Annotated in this window: 12 protein-coding genes; 8 read left to right on the top strand and 4 right to left on the bottom strand. The window is 63.3% G+C overall.

Annotated elements, in window-relative coordinates; all coding sequences use genetic code 11:
* Window positions 1-9: 9 nt before the first annotated feature.
* Window positions 10-801, bottom strand: coding sequence for a class I SAM-dependent methyltransferase (locus tag Q0367_RS10400; protein ID WP_297633656.1), 792 nt, complete (start codon window positions 799-801; stop codon window positions 10-12).
* Window positions 802-1,090: 289 nt separating this feature from the next.
* On the opposite strand from Q0367_RS10400, the gene Q0367_RS10405 reads away from it, so the two are divergent.
* Window positions 1,091-3,946 carry a cation-translocating P-type ATPase gene (locus tag Q0367_RS10405; protein WP_298982102.1) on the top strand — a complete coding sequence of 952 codons (2,856 nt, stop codon included), beginning with the start codon at window positions 1,091-1,093 and terminating at the stop codon, window positions 3,944-3,946.
* 110 nt (window positions 3,947-4,056) lie between these two features.
* Here the strand turns inward: Q0367_RS10405 and pgi are convergent, their stop codons facing one another.
* Window positions 4,057-5,688: a glucose-6-phosphate isomerase gene (gene pgi, locus Q0367_RS10410; protein ID WP_298982104.1), complete on the bottom strand. Its 1,632-nt coding sequence runs from the start codon at window positions 5,686-5,688 to the stop codon at window positions 4,057-4,059.
* A gap of 332 nt (window positions 5,689-6,020) precedes the next feature.
* On the opposite strand from pgi, the gene Q0367_RS10415 reads away from it, so the two are divergent.
* From Q0367_RS10415 to Q0367_RS10435, 5 genes are all read left to right on the top strand, one after another.
* On the top strand, window positions 6,021-6,377 hold the full coding sequence (locus Q0367_RS10415) for an HIT domain-containing protein (protein WP_297633650.1): 357 nt from the start codon (window positions 6,021-6,023) through the stop codon (window positions 6,375-6,377).
* Between the two features lie 41 nt (window positions 6,378-6,418).
* Entirely contained in the window at window positions 6,419-8,689 is a 2,271-nt protein-coding gene (locus tag Q0367_RS10420) for a xanthine dehydrogenase family protein molybdopterin-binding subunit (RefSeq protein ID WP_298982108.1), read from the top strand.
* A complete protein-coding gene (locus Q0367_RS10425; protein WP_298982197.1) occupies window positions 8,689-9,426 on the top strand; it encodes a metallophosphoesterase in 738 nt (245 codons plus the stop codon). The genes Q0367_RS10420 and Q0367_RS10425 overlap by 1 nt, the downstream gene beginning before the upstream one ends.
* Complete coding sequence (locus Q0367_RS10430) at window positions 9,423-10,406, top strand: Gfo/Idh/MocA family protein (protein WP_298982110.1); 984 nt, start codon at window positions 9,423-9,425, stop codon at window positions 10,404-10,406. Before Q0367_RS10425 ends, Q0367_RS10430 begins: the two co-directional genes overlap by 4 nt.
* Window positions 10,407-10,495: 89 nt before the next feature.
* Entirely contained in the window at window positions 10,496-11,731 is a 1,236-nt protein-coding gene (locus Q0367_RS10435) for a glutamate-cysteine ligase family protein (RefSeq protein WP_298982112.1), read from the top strand.
* Between the two features lie 287 nt (window positions 11,732-12,018).
* Here the strand turns inward: Q0367_RS10435 and Q0367_RS10440 are convergent, their stop codons facing one another.
* Both Q0367_RS10440 and Q0367_RS10445 read right to left on the bottom strand, forming a co-directional pair.
* The gene (locus Q0367_RS10440) at window positions 12,019-16,947 is read right to left on the bottom strand and encodes a PAS domain S-box protein (RefSeq protein ID WP_298982114.1); all 4,929 of its coding nucleotides are present in this window, start codon (window positions 16,945-16,947) and stop codon (window positions 12,019-12,021) included.
* A gap of 161 nt (window positions 16,948-17,108) precedes the next feature.
* Window positions 17,109-17,600 carry a hypothetical protein gene (locus Q0367_RS10445; protein ID WP_298982116.1) on the bottom strand — a complete coding sequence of 164 codons (492 nt, stop codon included), beginning with the start codon at window positions 17,598-17,600 and terminating at the stop codon, window positions 17,109-17,111.
* 59 nt (window positions 17,601-17,659) lie between these two features.
* On the opposite strand from Q0367_RS10445, the gene yqeC reads away from it, so the two are divergent.
* Both yqeC and Q0367_RS10455 read left to right on the top strand, forming a co-directional pair.
* Window positions 17,660-19,054 carry a selenium cofactor biosynthesis protein YqeC gene (gene yqeC, locus Q0367_RS10450; protein ID WP_298982118.1) on the top strand — a complete coding sequence of 465 codons (1,395 nt, stop codon included), beginning with the start codon at window positions 17,660-17,662 and terminating at the stop codon, window positions 19,052-19,054.
* 90 nt (window positions 19,055-19,144) lie between these two features.
* A complete protein-coding gene (locus Q0367_RS10455; protein WP_298982120.1) occupies window positions 19,145-20,962 on the top strand; it encodes a CAP domain-containing protein in 1,818 nt (605 codons plus the stop codon).
* Window positions 20,963-20,978 lie beyond the last annotated feature (16 nt).

Raw genomic sequence — 20,978 nt, forward strand, 5'->3', positions numbered from 1 at the left:
GGTGATCGGTTATCGAGCCGGTTTGGCGGCGATCAGAATAAGATGCTCGCTGGCGCCGGTGTACGGCGCCCCGTCAAAGTCCCCCCACACTTCTTCGACGCGCAGGCCGGCGACCTGCACCATCAACTCCGCCTCGCTGCGCCAGAGATAGCGCAGGGTGAACGGACAAAGGGTGCGCTGCGTTCGACCGTCGGGAAAGATCTCTTCATAAATGAAAGTCGTCTCTTGAAGCTGCTCCGCCGGGTCGACTTTGCGCACGCACCATTTGAGCACTTCGGCGCCGCTCTCTTCGTCCTGCCAGCGACCCGCCAGCTCCATGAGACCATCGACGGCGAAAAGCCGTTGCAAATCGGGATTAAAGAGGTCGATCAGCAGCTTGCCGCCGGGCCGCAGGTGACGCGCCGCATTGCGCAACACTGCAATTTGATCGGTGGGCGTGGTGAAATGCATGAGGGTGTTGCTGGTGCAAAAACTGAAAGCAAACGTTTTGACGGGAAGGTCATAGCTGCGCAGATCGGCCTGCACCAGCTGCGCCTTCACCCCCGCCAGCCGGAGTTTGTTTGCGGCGCACTCCAGCAGCGCGGGGCTGATGTCGACGCCGGTGACATCGTAGCCGGCCTTCACCAGCGGCAGCAGCACGCGTCCGGTGCCGCATCCGAGATCCAAGATGGGGTCGCCGCATTCGGCGGCCAGCGTCAAAATTGCCTCGATGTCGTCGTCGTAATGCTGATAATCTTGATCGTAAAAACGGGCGAACCGGTCAAATATGCGGCTAGATTCAGGGTAGTTGAATGCGTTCATGCGCCAATCATACCGGCATCGCCGCGCAGGTAAAAATGCAAGACAAGAATTGAGACGTTGAAGACACCGAAAAAAGAGCGGCGCACGTTCGTTGACAAGATACGTCGCAGATGCTATAGTTTTATCAGTGGATGGGGAGTAGCCTGCCCAGAAAGGACCGACCAATCGTCAATACGCAACGCAAATAGCGTTGCCGGTTGGTCGGATGTGGGAACATCGCACAGAGGCAAGACCATCGCGAGACGTCTCGCGATGGTCTTTTTTGTTGTGGACAATCAGGAGCAGAGCCGTGAACGCCGAACAGAGATCGCAGTGGCATCTTCTTTCAGTTGAGGCCGCAATCAAGCAACTTCGCTCAGACCCGGCTATGGGCCTCACTGCGCAACAAGTGGCCGAGTTGCAGGCGCAGGTGGGGCCGAATGAACTTGTCGAAAGGGCGAGCCGCAGCCCCTGGCGACTGTTGTGGGAGCAGTTCACCGCCACGATGGTGCTGATCCTTATTGCGGCCGGGATAATTTCGCTGTTTTTGCAGAAATGGCAGGAAGCGGTGGCGATTTTCGCCATCGTGGTGCTGTTTGGCTTGCTCGGCTTCGTGCAGGAATATCGCGCTGAGCGCGCCATGGCCGCGCTCAAAAAGCTCGCAGCGCCTATGGTGCGCGTTCGACGGGAGGGGCAAGTGCAAACGATCTCGGCGCGTGAGCTGGTGCCGGGAGACATTGTCTTGCTTGAGGCGGGCAACCTGACGCCTGCCGACATGCGCCTGGTTGAGACCGTCAATCTCCGCATTCAAGAAGCTGCACTCACCGGCGAGTCGGAAGCGGTTGAGAAGGACGCCAATCTGGTGTTCAGCGCCGACGCTCCGCTGGGCGACCGACGCAATATGGCCTACATGGGCACGGTGGTGACATATGGGCGAGGCGTCGGAATTGTCGTTGAGACAGGCGCCCGCACAGAGCTGGGTAAAATTGCCACGATGCTGCAAACCGTCGAGCGCGAAGCGACGCCGCTGCAAAAACGGCTCGACCGTTTGGGCAAGGCGCTGGCGCTGGTGGGGGTGATGATCGCAGCGGTCGTCGCCGTATTTGGTCTGTTGCGCGGCGGCACGTTGGGCGAAATGTTCCTCGTGGCTGTGAGCGTCGCCGTCGCCATCGTGCCCGAAGGGCTGCCCGCCGTGGTGACCATCACGCTTGCGCTCGGCGCGCGTCGCATGCTGGCGCGCAACGCGCTCATCCGCAAATTGCCTGCAGTTGAGACGCTTGGCTCGGTCACCGTCATCTGCTCCGATAAAACAGGGACGCTTACGCAGAATCGCATGACCGTGACCGTGCTCGACCTGATGGATCGCAGCGTGCAGCTGAACGAGCGCATCGGTCGAGAAGAGGTCAGGCTTGAGCTCGCCGAGCCGCCGACCGAGGAGACGCGCCTTCAGGCGAAGGCCATGTCGCTGTTGCTTTCTGCAGGCGCGCTGGCAAGCGACGCTCAGTTGATTGGGGACGATCCTGGGGGATGGCGCGCCGTCGGCGACCCCACCGAAGGAGCGTTGGTGCTCGCAGCCGCGCAATTCGGTTTGCGCAAGGACGAACTCGAGCGGCGGCTGCCGCGCGTCCTGGAGCTCCCGTTCGACAGCGAGCGCAAACGCATGACGACCGTGCATGAATTGAACGTCGAAAACGATGCATCGGCGGTGAACGACGTTTTGGCGCAACTCCCCATCGCTCAATCCCGGTTTGTTGCCTTCACAAAAGGGTCGGTGGACGGTTTGCTGGACATTGCTGCGCAGGTGTGGGTGAACGGCGGAGCGCAGCCTATCACGCCGGAATGGCGTCAGCGCATCGAGGCCTCGAATGCACGGTTGGCGGCGGAAGGCATGCGCGTGCTGGCTGTAGCGTTCAAGTTGTTGGATGAACGACCCGCCAAAGCGGATGAAGCGTTGGAGCGCAATCTGACGCTGGTGGGCTTGTTTGGAATGATCGATCCCCCGCGACCTGAGGTGAAAGAGGCGGTCGCCAAATGCAAGATGGCGGGAATTCGTCCCATCATGATCACCGGCGATCACCCGCTCACCGCCCTCGCCATCGCCAAAGAGCTGGGCATCGCCGCCGCCGAAGACCGCGTAATCACGGGTCTACAACTTTCCCAAATGTCGGACGAACAGTTGAGCGCGGCATTGACGGACGTCTCGGTCTTTGCGCGCGTCTCGCCCGAACATAAACTGCGCATCGTCACTGCGTTGCAGCGGCAAGGCCATGTGGTGGCAATGACCGGCGACGGCGTCAACGATGCACCTGCCCTCAAGAAAGCCGACATCGGGGTGGCGATGGGCGTCACCGGAACCGACGTCACCCGCGAGGCCGCTGAGATCGTCCTGCTCGACGACAATTTCGCGACGATCGTAAATGCGGTCGAGGAAGGACGCACCATCTACGACAATATCAAAAAATTCGTTAAGTTCTCCGTCGGCGGCAACCTCGGCAAGGTGATGGTGATGTTGCTTGCCCCCGTGCTCGCCCTGTTGGCGCCAGCGTCGCCGTTGCCGCCGCTCCTTATTCCACTCATGCCGCTGCAATTGCTGTGGTTGAACTTATTGACCGATGGTTTACTCGGCATTGGCCTGGGCGTGGAGCCTGCCGAAAAGAACGTCATGCGTCGCCCGCCGATCTCGCCGCAGGCGAACATTTTCAGCCATGGCGGCCTCGGTCAGGTGATTCGCATGGGCGCGTTGATCGGCGCAATTGCGTTGGGCGTTGGCCTTCATCGATGGAGCGCCGGCTACGCGGATTGGCAGACGATGATGTTCACAACACTGGCGTTTTTGCAGGTGTGGCAGGCGCTTGCCATCCGAACCGGCAATGATTCGACCCTTCAAGCCGGTTTGTTCAGCAACAAGTCGCTGACGCTGCTGATCGCCGTCGTCGTCGGTTTGCAGTTGGCTGCGATCTATGCGCCGGCCTTGCAACCTTTTCTCAATACAACGCCGCTTGCCGCCCAAGATTTGCTGACGTGCATTGCGCTCAGCAGCATTGTCTTTGTCTATGGTGAAATCGAAAAGGCGCTCGCTCGCCGCGCAGGCCGTCCTCCTCTTCGCCAAGCCGGCTTAGAGGCGCCTCCGTTGAAAGATAGCTCTAAAGGGAGCGTAAAGCTTTGAAAATAAACCCTTGAAACATCAAAGCCTTCAGGTTGGGCAGCCGATCCTTCAAGCGCAGCCTTCTCAAGGGTGCGGTCGTTGGCTGCCCAACCCTTTTCGACGCCTGGCGCTCAAGCGTTTCTCCGTCTTTCTCGATAGCGTCGGATCAGCGCATTCGTCGAGCTGTCGTGTCGCAGCTCCGGCGCCTCGGACGTCAGCTCGCCGACGATGCGCTTCGCCAGCACTTTGCCCAACTCCACGCCCCACTGGTCGAACGAGTTGATGTTCCAGATGACGCCCTGCGTAAAGACGCAGTGTTCGTAGAGCGCCACCAGCTTGCCGAGCACCTCCGGCGTCAGGCGATCGGCGAGGATGGTGGTGGAGGGGCGGTTGCCCTCAAAGACGCGATGGGGAACCAGCCATTCCGGCGTTCCCTCTGCGCGCACTTCCTCCGCCGTCTTGCCGAAAGCCAGCGCCTCGCTCTGGGCGAAGATATTGGACACGAGCAGATCATGATGGTCGCCGATGGGGTTGAGGCTCTGGCAGAAGCCGATGAAGTCGCAAGGCACCAGTTTCGTCCCCTGGTGCAGCAACTGATAGAACGAGTGCTGGCCGTTGGTGCCCGGCTCGCCCCAGTAGATGGCGCCGGTCTGATAGTCGACGCGCACGCCGTCGAGGGTGACGTACTTGCCGTTGCTCTCCATCGTAAGCTGTTGGAGATAGGCCGGAAAGCGCTTCAGATACTGGTCGTAGGGCAGCACGGCGACGCTCTCGGCGCCGAAGAAGTTGTTGTACCAGACGCCCAGCAGCGCCATGATCACCGGCATGTTGCGCTCGAAGGGCGCGGTGCGGAAATGCTCGTCCATGGCGTGAAAGCCGGCCAGCATCTCCTGAAAACGCTCCGGCCCGATGGCGATCATGGTCGATAGCCCGATGGCGGAGTCCATCGAATAGCGTCCGCCCACCCAATCCCAGAAGCCGAACATGTTGGCGGTGTCGATGCCGAACCTGGCGACCTCTGCAGCGTTGGTCGAGACGGCGACGAAGTGATGGGCGACGGCGCGTTCATCGCCCAGCGCGCTCAGCAGCCAGCGTCGCGCCGTCTGGGCGTTGGTCATCGTCTCCAGCGTGGTGAAGGTCTTGGACGCCACGATAAAGAGCGTCTCCGCCGGGTCGAGGTCGCGCACGGCTTCGGCGAAGTCGGTGCCGTCGATGTTGGAGACGAAACGGAAGGTCATGCTGCGCTCGCTGTAGTGGCGCAGCGCCTCATACGCCATCACCGGCCCCAGGTCCGAGCCGCCGATGCCGATGTTGACGACGTTGCGGATGCGTTTGCCGGTGAAGCCCTTCCACTCGCCGCTGCGCACGCGGCGTGAAAATTCGCTCATGCGATCGAGGACGGCGTGCACCTCCGGCACGACGTCCTCGCCGTCAACGTAGATGTGGGCGTCGCGCGGCGCGCGCAGGGCGACGTGCAGCACGGCGCGGTTTTCGGTGACGTTGATCTTTTCTCCACGGAACATGGCGTCGATGCGCTCGCGCAGGCCGCGCTCCTCTGCAAGTTGCACGAGCAGGCGCAGCGTCTCGTCGGTGACGCGATGCTTGGAATAATCGAAGTAAAGGCCCAGCGCGTCGATGACCATCCGTTCGCCGCGGGCAGGATCGGCGGCGAAGAGGTTGCGCAGATGAACAGAGCGGATGGCTTTGGCATGTTCTTCGAGCTGGCGCCAGGTTGGCGAGGCCGTGAGATGCATTTGGGACATGTGCGGTTCTCCTCCGACAGTGATCGATGCGCTGGAAGCGTTCCCGCTCGCAGCGGTCTTAAATACAACGTCTACAGTCGCATTATAACGCCACCGCTCGGTTTTTCGGAGAGATCGTTGGACGTGGCGTGAGGCGCCCTCTTTCGTGTCGAGCAGTTCACCTCTCGCAAGAAAACGCAATCGTCAAAATATCTCCGAGCGACAAAGGAAGAGAAATAGAAACTTTCCAGGGATGATGTAAAATAGTTTGGACAGCGCTGTTAGAGAGCCCATTGGGGCGCATTGCCTATTTCCATCGACTTGATCATGAAGATTCGGGATAACGACCACCAATGGCCACCGAGACCATCTTTAGCAAGATCATCCGTCGCGAAGTTCCATCGGACATTGTCTACCAGGACGAGCAGGTGACCGCCTTCCGAGACATCAACCCGCAGGCGCCGGTGCACATCCTGATCGTACCCAACAAGCTGATCCCCACCGCCAACGACGTGACGGAGGAGGACGAACAATTGCTCGGCCACATGTTCGTGGTGGCGAAAAAGATCGCCGCCCAGGAGGGCATTGCAGAAAGCGGATATCGGCTGTTGGTCAACTGCAACCGCGACGCCGGCCAGGAGATTTACCACCTCCACATCCACCTGCTCGGTGGACGACGCCTCGGCCCGATGCTGGCGCGGCAGGGCTGAGGCCGCCGGCGGCTCGATTCCATCATCGAAAAGGAGGGTCTATGCGCGCTGTTGGAAGCAGTCTCCCTCGCGTCGACGCACTGGACAAGGTGACCGGCGCCGGCGTCTACGCTGGCGACATGAATTTGCCGGGGCAGGCCTGGCTCAAAGTCGTCTTCGCCGGCGTGCCGCACGCTCGCATCAAGGCCATGGACGTCAGCGCCGCACGCGCCATGCCCGGCGTGATCGCAGTGCTGACTGCAGCCGACGTGCCGGTCAACGAATACGGCCTGATCATGCCCGACCAGCCGGTGCTGTGCGGCCTGGGCAGCACGCCCCAGGCCGAGATCGTGCGCTGGGAGGCCGATCACGTCGCGCTGGTGGTGGCCGAAAGCGAGGCGGAGGCGGAGGCCGCCGCCAGGGCCATCCACATCGAATATGAGCCGTTGCCGGTCATCACCGACCCTTTTGAGGCAATGGCGCCCGGCGCGCCGCCGCTCCATCCTTATCCTTTTCCCTATCCCTACGGCGAGCGCGACCCGCAGTCCAACGTCTTGCTGGAGTATCGGCTGATCGACGGCGACATCGAGGCGGGCTTCGCCCAGGCGGATGTGATCGTCGAGGCGGTCTACCGCACCCAGGCGCAGGAGCACGCCTATTTGCAGCCGGAGGCCGGCCTGGCCTGGGTGCGACCGGATGGCCGCATCGAGGTGATCTGCCCCGGCCAGTGGATGCACGAAGAGCGTCATCAAATTGCGCATGCGCTCGGCCTGCCAGAGGAACAAATCGTCGTGCGTCACGGCGCCGTCGGCGGCGCGTTCGGCGGACGCGAAGACATCTCCATCCAGATCGTGCTGGCGCTGGCGGCGTGGAAGACCGGGCGCCCGGTCAAGACGGTGTGGAGCCGGGAGGAGAGCATCGTCGGCCACCACAAACGCCATCCGTTTACAATCAAGGCCAAATGGGGCGCCACACGCGACGGCCGGATCGTGGCCGCGCAGATGGATTTGACTAGCGACTGCGGAGCCTACGCCTACACCAGCACCAAAGTGCTCGGCAACGCGCTGCTGGCCGCGCTGGGTCCGTATAAAATCCCCAACGTGCATGTGGTGGCGCGCACCGTCTACACCAACAATACGCCCAGCGGCGCCTTCCGCGGCTTCGGTGGGCCACAGGGACACTTCGCCGCCGAGATGCAGGTCAACAAGCTGGCGGAGGCGCTCGGCATGGACCCGGTCGAGCTGCGCATGCGCAACCTCTGGCGTGAAGGGACCATCCTGCCCACGAAAGCGCCGCTGCCCCCCGGCTGCACTATCCGCGAGGTGGTCGCCGCCGCAGCCGAACGCGCCGGCTGGCGCAAAGACGAAAATGAGGGGTGGCGTCGCCCTGCCGCCGTCGCCTCACACAAGCCTCGCTTCTCTTCCCTCACTTCTCTGGACGCCACGCGGCGCCGCGTGGCGCGTGGAATCGGCGTCGCCTGTTGCTTCAAAAACGTAGGCTTCAGCCTGGGCTTTCCGGAGCACTGCTCAGCCTGGGTGGAGCTGCACGGCAAGGAGCGCATCGAGCGCGCCGTGGTCGGCTGCGTCGGCGCCGAGGTGGGGCAGGGCGCGCATTCCGTCTTCCGCCAGATCGCGGCCGAGGTGTTGGACCTTGACCCGAATTGCATCGAGCTGCGCACCGAATCGACCGAGGTCGCCGGCTCCAGCGGCAGCTCCTCCGCCAGCCGCATGACCTTCATGGCCGGCAACGCCATCAAAGGCGCAGCCGAACGCGCGCTGCAGGAGTGGCGCAACGAGGAGCGACCGGCCCGCGCCGAATTTGTCTATCGCCCTCGCGCCACCACCCCCTACGACCGGGAGACGGGCGCCTCCGACCCCAACGTCACGTATGGCTATTGCGCCCAGGTGGCGGAGGTCGAGGTCGATCTTGACACCGGTCACGTCCATGTCGTGCGCATGATCAGCGCCAACGACGTCGGCCACGCCGTCAACCCGCAGCAGGTCGAAGGCCAGATCGAAGGCGGCGTAGCGCAGGGAATCGGCTGGGCGCTGATGGAGAAGTTCGTGCAGCGCGAGGGCCGCGCGGTGACGCAGCACCTGAGCACCTACTTGATCCCCGGCGTGCTCGATGCGCCGACGATCGTCGAGCCGATCATCCTGGAGTTTCCCGACCCACAAGGGCCGCTCGGCGTGCGCGGCATGGCGGAGATGCCCTTCATTCCGGTTGCGCCGGCTATCGCCGCCGCCATCCACGACGCCACCGGCTGCTGGCTCGACGAGCTGCCCTTCACGCCGGACCGGGTGTGGAAGGCGCTGAAAGAGAAAGAACAGTGATGCGCATCGCCCTCTTTTCCGACACGCACGGCAATCTCCATGCCACGGAGGTGGCGCTGGCCGCGATTCAAGCCGACCGCCCCGATCAGATCGTCTGCCTGGGCGACGTCGCCCTCTTCGGGCCGCAGCCGCGCGAGACGCTCGCCGCAGTCGCTGCGCTGGGTTGTCCCGTGGTCATGGGCAACACCGACGCCTGGGCGCTCGATCCTCGGCCCTACCCCGGGGACGATGCGCAAACGGCGCTTTACAACGCCGTCGAAGGATGGGGCGCAGCCCAGCTGACGGAAAGCGATCGCGCCTTGATTCGCAGCTTTCAGCCTGTCGTGCGCATTGCGCTCGATGAAGAGACTGCGCTGCTCTGCTATCATGGCTCCCCGCGCTCGTTCGATGAGGAGATCGAGGCGACCACATCCGACGCCGCGCTGGCGGAGATTTTCGGCGATGACGCGTCTTTGATCTGTGCAGGGGGTCACACGCACACGCAAATGGTGCGCCGTCATCAGCATCGTTGGGTGATCAACCCGGGCAGCGTGGGGCTGCCCTTTGTCCTGCGCAGGGACGGCTCCGCCTACAACCCACCGTGGGCCGAATATGCACTGATCGACTACCGCTCGCCTGCACGCATCGACGTGACCTTGCGTCGCGTTCCCATCGACGTGCAGCGTGTGATCAACGCCGCCTTCACCAGCGGAATGCCGATGGCGGACCGCTGGACAGCCGATTGGAGTTTTCAATGAGTGAACGTTTTCGTTGGGGCATTCTCGGAACAGGCGCCATCGCCGCCAAATTCGCCGCCGGCGTCGAGGCGCTCGCAGACCAAGAGGTGATTGCGGTCGGCTCGCGCACGCAAGCCTCCGCCGACCGCTTCGCCGACCAATTTGACATCCCACGCCGGCACGCCAGCTACGAATCTCTGGCAGAGGACCCGCATGTGGACGCCATCTACGTGGCGACGCCGCACAGCTTTCATCACGACCACACTCTCCTGGCGTTGCGCCATGGCAAGCACGTGCTCTGCGAAAAGCCCTTCGCCATCAACGCCGCTCAGGCGCAGGAGATGGTGGACGCTGCGCGCAGCGCCGGCCTCTTTCTGATGGAGGCGATGTGGACGCGCTTTTTGCCCATCATGGTGGAAACGCGACGGCTGATCGCCGAGGGCGCCATCGGCAAGGTGCAGATGATCCAGGCGGACTTCGGCTTTCGCGCCTCCTTCAACCCCGCCAGTCGTCTCTTCGATCCGGCGCTGGGCGGCGGCGCGCTGCTCGACGTAGGCGTCTATCCGATTTCGCTGGCGTCGATGTTGCTGGGGCGGCCAGATCGCATCGCCGCCGTGGCGACACTGGGCGCCACCGGCATCGACGAGAACACCGGCGTCCTCCTGGGCTTTCCGGGCGGAGAAGTGGCCGTGCTATACACTTCCATGCGCACGAACACGCCGCAGGAAGCGGTGATCCTCGGCGACGTCGGCTCGATCCGCATCCACAGCCCCTGGTGGGTCGGCGACGCGTTGACGTTGAAACACGCCTTTGCAGAGAGTGAAGTCATTCGCCGCCCATACATCGCCAACGGCTACAGCCACGAAGCAATCGAGGTGGCGAGCTGCGTGCGCGCCGGCAAACGGGAAAGCGACGTGATGCCGCTCGACGAATCGGTGCGCATCATGGCGATCATGGACGAAATCCGCGCCCAAATTGGCATGAAATATCCAATGGAGTAACGCCTATCTCCGCCGACCCACAACTTGCGCCGATCTTCACCGAGCTGGCCGAGCGTTTTTCGGAAGGTTTTCCTGAGCAACGCCCGGCCGTGCGCACCGTAGGCCGCGAGGCGGAGTTTCCCATCGTCTCCGCCTCGGGCGAAGCAGTGGACAGCCGTCGCCTCTGGCAGACGCTGTTGACCCACCCCGACCTGGAGCCGGAATACGGCGCCGGGCCGCCCGGCCAGCGTGATTTCATCGTTGGCTTAAAGGGGCCGAATTACTCCTATGCGCTTGAGGTGGGACTGGGCACGATCGAAATCAGCACAAGACCCTGCCAAAATCTGTACGAATTACAAGAAATTATGCAAGAGGCTGTCAGTCGCCTGGTGAGTGCAGCGACGCGCGCCGGCTGGCGCGTGCTGGGATACGGCATCCAGCCGCTCACGCCGCCGCAGCTGCGCATCCTCTCCCCCAAGCAGCGCTACGTGAGCCTCTATCGCGCCATGGCCGACCCCTGGTTATGGTACACCGTCACCGCAGCCGATCAGTTGCATGTGGCGATCGGCCGCGAAGAAATGGTGCGCATGCTGAACTACGGCAGCCTGATCACGCCGGTTGTGATCGCCTTTTGCGCCAACTCGCCCATCTACGCAGGCAAGGAAAGCCCCTATTGCAGCGCGCGCGAGGGGGTGATGGCCTCGATTCGCGCTAACGAGCATCGTCACGGCATGTTGCCGCGCCCGATGTGCGACCTGGCGGACTTCTTTGCGACGATTTCGCAGGCCACCTATTTGATCGCGCGCGCCGGCGGCGAAATCGTCCCCAGCTCCATCCCTTTCACCGAGTATTTGCGCGCGCACGGCGCCGACTATCCCGCCTTTCTTTTTCACGAACATTACATCTGGAACAGCGCCCGCCTGCGCACGGCCTATGGCACGCTCGAAATGCGGCCTGCATGTCAACAGCCGTGGTCAGAGACGATGGCCGCCGCCGCGCTCAACCTGGGATTGATTGAAGCCGAGCCTTCGATTCATCCGATGATCATGGATGTGCTAGGAGAAACGTACTGGGCGCAGATGCAGACCTACCACCAGCAAGCGATTCGTTATGGATTGGATGCGCCCCAGCCGGCGCCCGATTTTCTGGAGCGCATACTGACGCTGGCGGAGGCGGCGCTGACGGCGCGCGGCTTCGGCGAGGAGCGCCTGCTGACGCCGCTGTGGCGACGGCTCGAGCGCCGACAAAATCCGGCGCAGCGGGCGCGCCTCATTTTTCGACGGGAGGGAATGGCCGGACTTCTCAACTACACGACGATCCGGCCCGGGGAGGTCAGGCGTCAATGATGGCGGAATTTCTTGTAGGGTGCGCTCGCAATCGCGCTTCCTCGGGCTGTCGGAACCTGCGGCTGCGAGCCGCAGCTACGGCGCTCCCTCCTCCCCCTCTCCCACCATTGGGAGAGGGGGCAGGGGGTGAGGGCCTGCACTTGTGGGCTGTCGGAACCTGCGGCTGCGAGCCGCAGCTACGGCGCTCCCTCCTCCCCCTCTCCCACCATTGGGAGAGGGGGCAGGGGGTGAGGGCCTGCACTTGTGGGCTGTCGGAACCTGCGGCTGCGAGCCGCAGCTACGACAATTCATGGTTGGTTGATGTGCGTTTCCGTCTGCGCCAACCAGCGCTCCAACACCTGATGCAGCTCCTGCGGCTTCACCGGCTTGGAGACGTAGTCGTTCATCCCCGCCGCCAGACAACGGTCGCGGTCGCTCTGCAGGGCGTGTGCGGTCATGGCGATGATCGGGATGTGCATACAGCGCTCGCCGGCCTCTCCGCTGCGAATGCGTTGCGTGGCCTCCAGCCCGTCCATGTCGGGCATCTGCACGTCCATCAACACAATGTCGTAAGGCGCCTGCCGCAGCGCCTCGATCGACTCTGCGCCGCTGCCGACCACCTCGGCGCGCGCGCCCATGCGGCGCAGGATGCCCAATGCCACCTGCTGGTTCACGGCGTTGTCCTCGGCCACCAGCACGCGCACGTTGCTGCGCGACAGTTTAGGGATGGCGGGCTTCGTCTCGCCGGCAGGGGCGACGGATGAACGGGCGGTGCTTTGTGCAAGCGTCTGCCGCAACGTATTGAACAAATCGGATTGACGCACCGGTTTGATCAGGTAGGCGGCGAAGCCATTCTGACGGATGGAGCGCGCTTCGCCGTCCTGGCCCATCGAGCTCATCATGATGAGTTCGAGCGAGCGATAGCGTTCATCGCTGCGAATGGTGCGCCCCAACATGAGGCCGTCCATCTCCGGCATCTGCATGTCGAGAATGGCCAGTCGGTAGGGCTTTCCGGCCCGCCAGGCTTCCTCCAGCTTTTGCAAAGCCGCGTGGCCGCTCTCGGCTTCATCCGGCGCCATGCCCCATGCGCTCAGCTGGGCGTGGAGAATTTCGCGGTTGGTGGCGTTGTCGTCGACGATCAGCACGCGAATCCCATGCAGCGTGTCCGGCAGGTCCAGCCTCTGCTCGGTCGCAGCCTGCCTGGGCAGCGTGACGACGAACCAAAAAGTCGAGCCTTTGCCCGGCTCGCTCTCCACGCCGATCTCGCCCCCCATCAATTCGACCAGCCGTTTGGAGATCGCCAGCCCCAGGCCGGTGCCGCCGTAGCGTCGCGTGGTGGAGGCGTCCACCTGCACGAATTTCTCGAAGATCAGCGGCAGCTTTTCCTGCGGGATGCCGATGCCGGTGTCGCGCACGACAAAGCGCAGCGTGACTTCACGCTCTGTGGACTGCACGGGCGTCACGCGCACGCTGACTTCGCCTTGTTCGGTGAAGCGCAGCGCATTGGCAGTCAGGTTCGTGAGCACCTGCCGCAGCCGTCCGGGGTCGCCGCGCAGGCGTCGCGGGGTCTCCGGATCGGCGGCGCAGAGGAATTCCAGCTTCTTTTCCTGCGCCTTCACCGCCAGCGTGGCGGCAAAGTCGTCGAGCAGCTCGATCAGGTCGAAGTCGGTCGTCTCCAGCTCCAGTTTGCCCGCTTCGATCTTGGAGATGTCGAGGATGTCGTTGATGATGGTGAGCAACGTCTCGCCGCTGGAGCGGATCGTTTCGACGTAGCGGCGCTGCTCTTCGGTCAACTCGGTCTCCAGCAGCAGGCCGGTCATGCCGATGACGCCGTTCATCGGCGTGCGGATTTCATGGCTCATGTTGGCGAGGAACTCGCTCTTGGCGCGGTTGGCCTGCTCCGCCTGTGCGGCCAGCTCTTCGGCGCGCTTGAGCGCCTCTTGCAGATGTTGATTGGCGTAATGCAACCGCAATTCGGCGCGCTTGCGTTCGCTGATGTCGTGGAAGGTGACGACGACGGCGTGCGGTTTTTCTTCGCCGGGATCGAGCAACGGCTGTGAGTTGATGGAGATCCAGACGAGCGCATCGTCGGGCCGGTGCACGCCCATGACGACGTTGCGCAGCGGCCGACCGGTGCGCAACGTCACCATGGCAGGGTAATTTTGTTGTGGGAAATCTTCCCCGGTTTCCGTGATCGTGCGCCAGCGCGGATCCGTAACGGTCCGTTGCAGCATTTCATCACGCGCCAGGCCGAGAATTTCGCACGCGGCGTCATTGGCAAAGAGGATTTGTCCTTCCGCGTTCTGCATTACAACGCCTTCGGCCATGGTCTGAATCAGGGATCGGAAGCGCTCTTCGCTTTCCCGCAAGGCCTTTTGAGCGTTGACCGGAGCGGTCACGTCGCTGAAGATGACGACGACGCCTTTGAGGTTGCCGATGGCATCGCGCAGCGGGGCGGTCTCGATCGAGAACCAGCGGCGTTCGCCCCCCGGTGCATCGATGCCCATCACGGCGTTGTGAACCGCCTCGCCGGTGCGCAGCGTCACCCAGCAGGGGTGCTCGTCATGCGGCCAGTCGCTGCCATCCAGGTGCACGGTGTGCATGCGGCCTGCAATCGAATCGGCGCCGATGATCTGCTCGCGCGGAACGCCGAGAAGCTCTTCGGCCTTTTGATTGCATTCCACGATGACGCCGCGCGTGTCTTGAACGACCAACCCCGAAGGGATGGAGGAGAGCACCGACTGCAAGAAGAGGCGCTGCTCCACCTGAGCGGTCACCTCGCTTTCGATGGAGATGGAGCCGACGAGGACGCCGTTGTCGTCAAAAAGGGGTTGGATTGCGGCGTCCACCCAGTACTCTCGGCCGTATTTGTTGCGGTTAAGAATTTCCACGCGCACGGGTTGCGCCGCTGCGAACGCCGTTCGCATCTTTTGAAGCGTAGCGGGGTCGGTCTTTTCAAATACGAGGAATTCACCCGGCTTGCGCCCGAACACCTCCTCCAGCGCGTAACCGGTGATGCGCGTGAAGGCGGCGTTGACCCAGACGATGCGACGCTCTGCATCGGTGATGATCACGGCGTTTGTCGTGCGCTCCGCCACCAGCGCCAGCCGGCGCAGCTCCTCGTTGCGCCGCTCCATCTCGGTGACATCGCGGAAGACCATCACTGCACCGAGCAAAGCGCCGTCTTTGTCTTGAATCGGCGCACAGCTGCCGGCGATCCGGCGCGCTTCGCCGCCGCGGTCGATCAGCAGAAACCGGTCGTCATGGTGAAAGTCGGAGTTGCGCTGTAAAACCTCCATGATCGGATTGATCGCCGGCGCGCGTGAAACCGAGTCCAACAGGTGGAGCACCTGCTCCACCGGACGTCCCAGCGCCTCCTCTTCGCACCAGCCGGTCAACTCCTCCGCAATTTTGTTCAGGCTGGTGACTCTTCCTTCCACGTCGACGCTAACGACGGCGTCGCCGATCGAGCGCAGTGCAGCCGCCAGATGCGCCCGGCTTGTTTCCAGCGCCGCCGTGCGCTCCTGCACGAGGGATTCGAGCAGGCGACGTCGGTTGATGATGGACGCCACCCATAAAGCGACGATAGCCGTACATAGGACGCCGGCCGCGCCGACGAGCAAGCCGCCCTGAGGACGGTGAATCTCTGCAAACCCAGGTCCGGCATCCAAAGCGATGATGTAGGTCTGACCGCCGATGAAGAGCGGCCAGGTGGCGCGCTTCTCGGCGTTTTCCAGAAGCTCCGGCGGCTGCACAGGGGGCGTCGAGCGATTGCTCGCGATCAGTTGCAGCGTCCCGGTCGGCGTCGCATGGTAGAGTGAATCCCAGACGACCTCGCTCTCGCTCAGTTCCATGGACGAAAATACGCTCTCAAACAGACGAGGAAATCGGAAGACCGCCAGCACAAAGCCGCGCAACTGTGTAGGATCGGTTCGATCCAACACCGGCTGCGCAATCAGCGTTCCCCAGACGCCGTCCAACAACTGAATTGGAGGCGTCGCCGTCGCCAGCCCGGTGCGCTCCGCCTCCTCCAGCATGGCGCGCCGCTGTGGCTCTGAAGCGACGTCGAAGCCGAGGGCGTATCCGTTGGAGGCTTCAGGCGCCACAAACCGGACAGGAAAGTAGCGAGCGCGGGGAGCGGCGGGCGCTTTGCGCCCCTCGGCGTCGAGCTCCCAGACCTCGTATGGAGCGCTCTCTTCCGCGCTGGCTTTCGCCTCGAATGCGTTGCGCTGCGCCTCAGGGACGACCGGCGCCCAGGACCAACCGCCGACCATGGAAAAGGTCAACGGTTCGACAAAGTGCATAAATTCTTCACGGGTGACCTCATCGCTGTTGGCGATAAAACGCGCCAGGCTGTCGAGATCGCGGCGCTCGATATCCTGAAGGGCGTTCGCAAGCTGCATCGCTTCTGTGCGCGCCACCTCGCTGAAGATGCGCTGCGCGTCGTAGTCCTCCATCATGCGCGTGAACAAGACGCCGCCGCTCGTAAGGACAAGGCCAAACCCCGCCACGGCGACTGCCTCCAGATAACGGAGTCGCCGCCGGCGTTCGGGAATTTGACGGTTGCGCCAGCGAAGCAGGCTGGCGGAGAGCAGCACAAGGCCGATCAGCAGCAGCGCAAAGAGCAACGGCAGCGCATGCGCCCAGCGCACCTCCTCCGTCCAGGCGGAGGCCTCCATATCGACGCCGACGACCAGCGACACGTTTCCACTTGCAGGATCGAGGACAGGCGCAAACGCGGAGACAAACGCACCATACTCGTCAACATAGGGGCCGACGGTGACGCTGCGCCGCAATCGAAAAACCTTCAGCAAAGAGGCGGGAGGCTGCTCATAAGGCGTTCCAGGCGTCGAGGAGTACGCATGATCCTCTGGAATATTCTCCGGCCCGAAGAGAATCCGCCCGTTGCGCTGAACCATCGTGTAGACGCCCACGTATCGGCCGCGCGCCTGAGGCATCGGAACGGTGTGATGACCGTAGGCGGTGAGATAGGCGCGCAACCGCTGGTAGACCGGCGAAGTGCGGTCCGCCGCAGTGAAGTCAAGCGCCTGCACGGCGGCGGGGTCGATTTCGGCGGCGATGCCCTCGGCGTAGGCAATCAATTGCATCTGCATCATGCGCTCGACATAGGCGCCAAACCATGCGCTGACGCCCACGCCTCCGACAAGGATCAATCCTGCGATCAACAGGATGAACCAGTTTTGCACAAAGACTCGCGGGTGAAGTGAAAAACGCATAAATTCGAATCGATTGCGCCTTGTCATACCTGATTGCCTCGCCGCAAATCCATCCCCTTCGATCCAGTGTAGTACAGCGCGGCGCAGGTGCATAAGCGACAAATGAAGTATGTATTTATTGTTAATTTGGCCTGATGGAGCATCGCCGAGAGTCTAGCGCTTCAGCGGTCGCCCAACTGACGCGCGGTGGCGATGGCGTCCTTGCCGCAGTGAGGACAGTGATAAGCGGGGCGTCTTGTCCAGTGAATTTCTCCGCCTAGCGGCCCTTCACAGTGCGGGCAGCGCAGATCGAGCGCCTGTAAGATGCGCCACTGCCAGTAGTTGTTGAGGAAATAAACGGTCGCAAAGAGGAGCGCCGCCGGCAAAAGGAAAAGGGCGAAGCCGGCGTCGGCGGAGACGTTGCGGCTGATCCAGAAGCTGCTGATAAAGATCAACGCCAGCCCGACGCCGAGCGCAATCAGCAGCGTTTTCGCCATACGCGCTCGCGCACGCTGCGCCGCGCGCTGCGCCGCAATGGCGGCGGCGTCCAATTCCTTGCCGTCGAGTATAATGGGCTGACGCGGCGAACGTTCGTCGCCGCGCACAGATTTCTGCACAGACTTGCTCATGATCGTATAGTATCTCACAGCAGCGCCGTTTTTGGCAACGGTCATCGGGCGATTCCAAAAAGAGATTTCATCGACAATCAGACGTCCACGTTTGAGGGATTGCAATGTTGTTGCATCGAGCTTTACGATTAGATTTCACTGCGTCAGGAGACAGCGCGGCGAGCGTCGTCGCCTTCGTGGGCGGCGGCGGCAAGAGCAGCGCCGCCTTTCGCCTGGCCGCCGAGGCCGCAGCCGCCGGACGCCGCGCCATCGTGGCGCCGACGACGCGCATCGCTGCGTTTCAGACGGCGTGGGCGCCCGCCTTCGTTGAAGTGCGCGGCTCCGCCCTTCCCTGGGACGCGCTGGAGCGGGCGCTGGCGCAGCACGGCTACTGCCTGCTGGGAGGGCCGGTGGTGGGAGACCGCCGCCTGGGGCTAGAGGCGGCACAGGTGGACTTGCTGGCGCAGCGCGCGGCGTCGCTCGGCGTCGCCGTCATCACGGTCGAGGCGGACGGCAGCAAGATGAGGCCGATCAAGGCGCCGGCCGACCATGAACCGGTGTTGCCCGACGCGACCACTCACCTGGCGCCGGTGGTGGGCATGGACGCCGTCGGCGCCCCCCTCGATGCGCGCAGCGTGCATCGCCCAGAGCGCGTGCGCACAGCGCTCGGCTTGCCCGCCGACGCAACGCCGCTGCTGACGCCGTCGATGGCGGCGCGACTTCTCTGCTCGCCGCACGGCGGAGCGAAAGGGCTGCGTCCGCACATGCGTTTCACGCCTATCCTGAACAAAGTCGATGCGCCGCTGCGCCTGGCCTATGCGCGCCTGATCGCAGCGCTGCTGGCGGCGCAAGGCGTCTCTGCGCTGGCGACGCGCGTCGGCGATTCTGCGCATGAGCCGGTGGTGGAGCGTTGGGGGCAAGCGGCGGTGGTGGTGCTGGCGGCGGGCGGCGGCGCGCGCATGCAGAAAGCGAAGCAGCTGATCGCGGTGGACGGCGCGCCGATGATCGCGCGCGCGGTGCGCACGGCGTTGCAGGCCGCCGTCGGTCCGGTGTGGGTCGTCACCGGCGCAGAGGCGGAGGCGGTGCATGCGGCGCTCTCTCCCTGGCGAGAGGCCGTTGCACTGGTGCATAACCCGGAGTGGCGGGCAGGACAGGCGACCAGCGTGGCGACGGCGCTGCACAATTTGCCGGAGACGGTCGAAGCGGCCATTTTCATGCCGGTGGATCAGCCGTTCCTCGATCCCTTGTTGCTGCGCCGTCTCTTCACAGCCTGGCGCGTTGGTGCCGATCTGGCCGCGCCGCAGGTGGAAGGCGAGCTGCGCGGCGCGCCGGCCCTGTTTGATCGACGCTTCTGGGGTGAACTGTTGACCTTGCACGGCGACGTCGGCGGGCGCCGCGTCCTGGCTGCGCATGCGGACGAAGTCGCCCTTGTCCCCGCCGAAGCGCGCTGGCTGATCGACGTGGATACGCCGGAAGACCTTCAAGCGATAATGCGTCCGCCGTTCGTCGATCGAACGTAGGCCAATCGTATCAGGGATCGGCGCGGAGAAATGCGATTGAATCCTCGCGGGAATTGTCGTAAACCGGTGCACCGAAGAAAATCTCAAATCATGAGAACATCGCAGCGTTCGTCGTTTTTTCTCATTGCATTCCTGGGTTTGCTCACTTCTCTGCTCGTTCCCCTTCCTCTCCAGGCGCAACAGGTGTCTCCCGCCGAACTCTTTTTCAATGAGCTTCAGACGATCCATCTGATCAACCTGGAGCGCCGACAGGCCGGGCTGGCGCCGTTGCGTTGGAATCGGGAGCTGACGGCTTCGGCGCGTGCGTTTGCGCAAGACGTCATCGCCAACCATCCCTCTGGCTATTGCGGCCACGTCGACAGCCAGGGCCGCGCTCCGGGTGAGCGCATGCGCGCGGCGGGTTTTGTGCGCCTGGGCGCCTGGGCGGAGAACGCAGTTTGCAACTATACATCGCCGGAGGCAGCCGTGCGCGCCTGGATGCGCAGCGACGCGCATCGGCAAAATTTGCTCGACGCGCGTCTACGCGAAATCGGCGTGGGCTATGCGCTGTCAGAGTCCAACCGCGGCTACATCGTCGCCGATCTCGCCGTCGACGCCGCCTATGCGCCTGTCGTCATCGAAAATGAAGCGCCTTCCACGGCGAGCCGTCAGGTGAACCTCTACATTTATGACCCGGCCACCGTTCCCGGGATGATGGGGCTTGGATCGGCCGTCGAGATGATGATCTCGAACGATCCGAATTTCACCGAGGCAACCTGGCAGCCCTATGCCACAGAGACCGTCTGGCTGCTGAGCGAGGGGAACGGGTGGAAGCACGTCTACGTCAAGACGCGCGACGCCTTGGGTCGCACGGCGGTGGCCTCCGACGCCATCTATCTGGGAGAGAACCTGCCGCTGGACGCCCTGACGCTGGACGGCGCCAGCCGTTTCGATATGGGGATGCGGCTGCAACGCATCGAGGCGGGAGGCTGGCCGCAGGTTCAATTCAGCCTGGACTGGGTGGGCGACGACAGCGACCCCCATTTTTCCTTCACGCCCACCTCCGCCACCAGAATTGAGGATGGCGATGCCATCGGCGGCGCTGCGGTGCGCTTGACCGGCGCCGGCGTCGTCACCTTATGGGCGGGCGACTATCTGGCCTCGCAGCCGGGCGTGGCGTATTTCCGCCTCAAGGTGAGCGACCATGCAACGACGCAGACGGTGGCGAAGCTGCGCGTGGTGGGGCCGCGTCGCGAGCTGGCGCAGCGCGCATTGCGCGGAAGCGATTTCGACGTCGCCGGTGCGTACCAGGAGTTCGCCGTGCCCTATGCGCCGGACGCCGACGCACAGACGGTCACGTTTCGGATTGACGCCACCGGCGCGGCGGAGGTCACAGTGGACGCGGTGACGCTTTTTTCCGCGCCGGTGGCGGCGACGGCGCCGCTGCAATGGCTTTCGCCGGAGCGCTACCTGCGCAACCGTGGGGTGCAGGCGAGGCTGCTGCGTGAGGACGGCGCCTTCTCGCCTGCGTTCGACGTCCACCCTGCCAGCGGAATGCTGATTGCTCCCTCCGCAGAGCTGATTCAACCGCCGTCGCTTTCGGTGACGCCGAGCGCAGTGACGCTGCAGGCTGCAGAGACAGAACCGCCCACCGCCCTTCTGGTGGTCGAGTGCGTCAACTGCACGACCGGCGTATGGCAGGCCTCCACCGCAGTTCCCTGGCTGGCGCTCTCGGTGACGGAGGAAGGGCTGTTGGAGATTCGCGCCCTCGTCGAAGGACTGGCGCCGGGGGTCTATCAAGGGGAGATTCTCATCTCCGTCTCTGCGGAGGGCGGCGTTGCTCCGCTCATCGTGCCGGTCACGCTGTGGGTGGGCGACATCGAGGATCTGTTGGGTCAAAAAGTCTATCTTCCGGCTGTCCTCCGATGAACAACATCTACGGAAT

This window comes from uncultured Caldilinea sp. (assembly GCF_937128415.1).
In the GTDB taxonomy this organism is placed as follows: Bacteria; Chloroflexota; Anaerolineae; order Caldilineales; family Caldilineaceae; genus Caldilinea.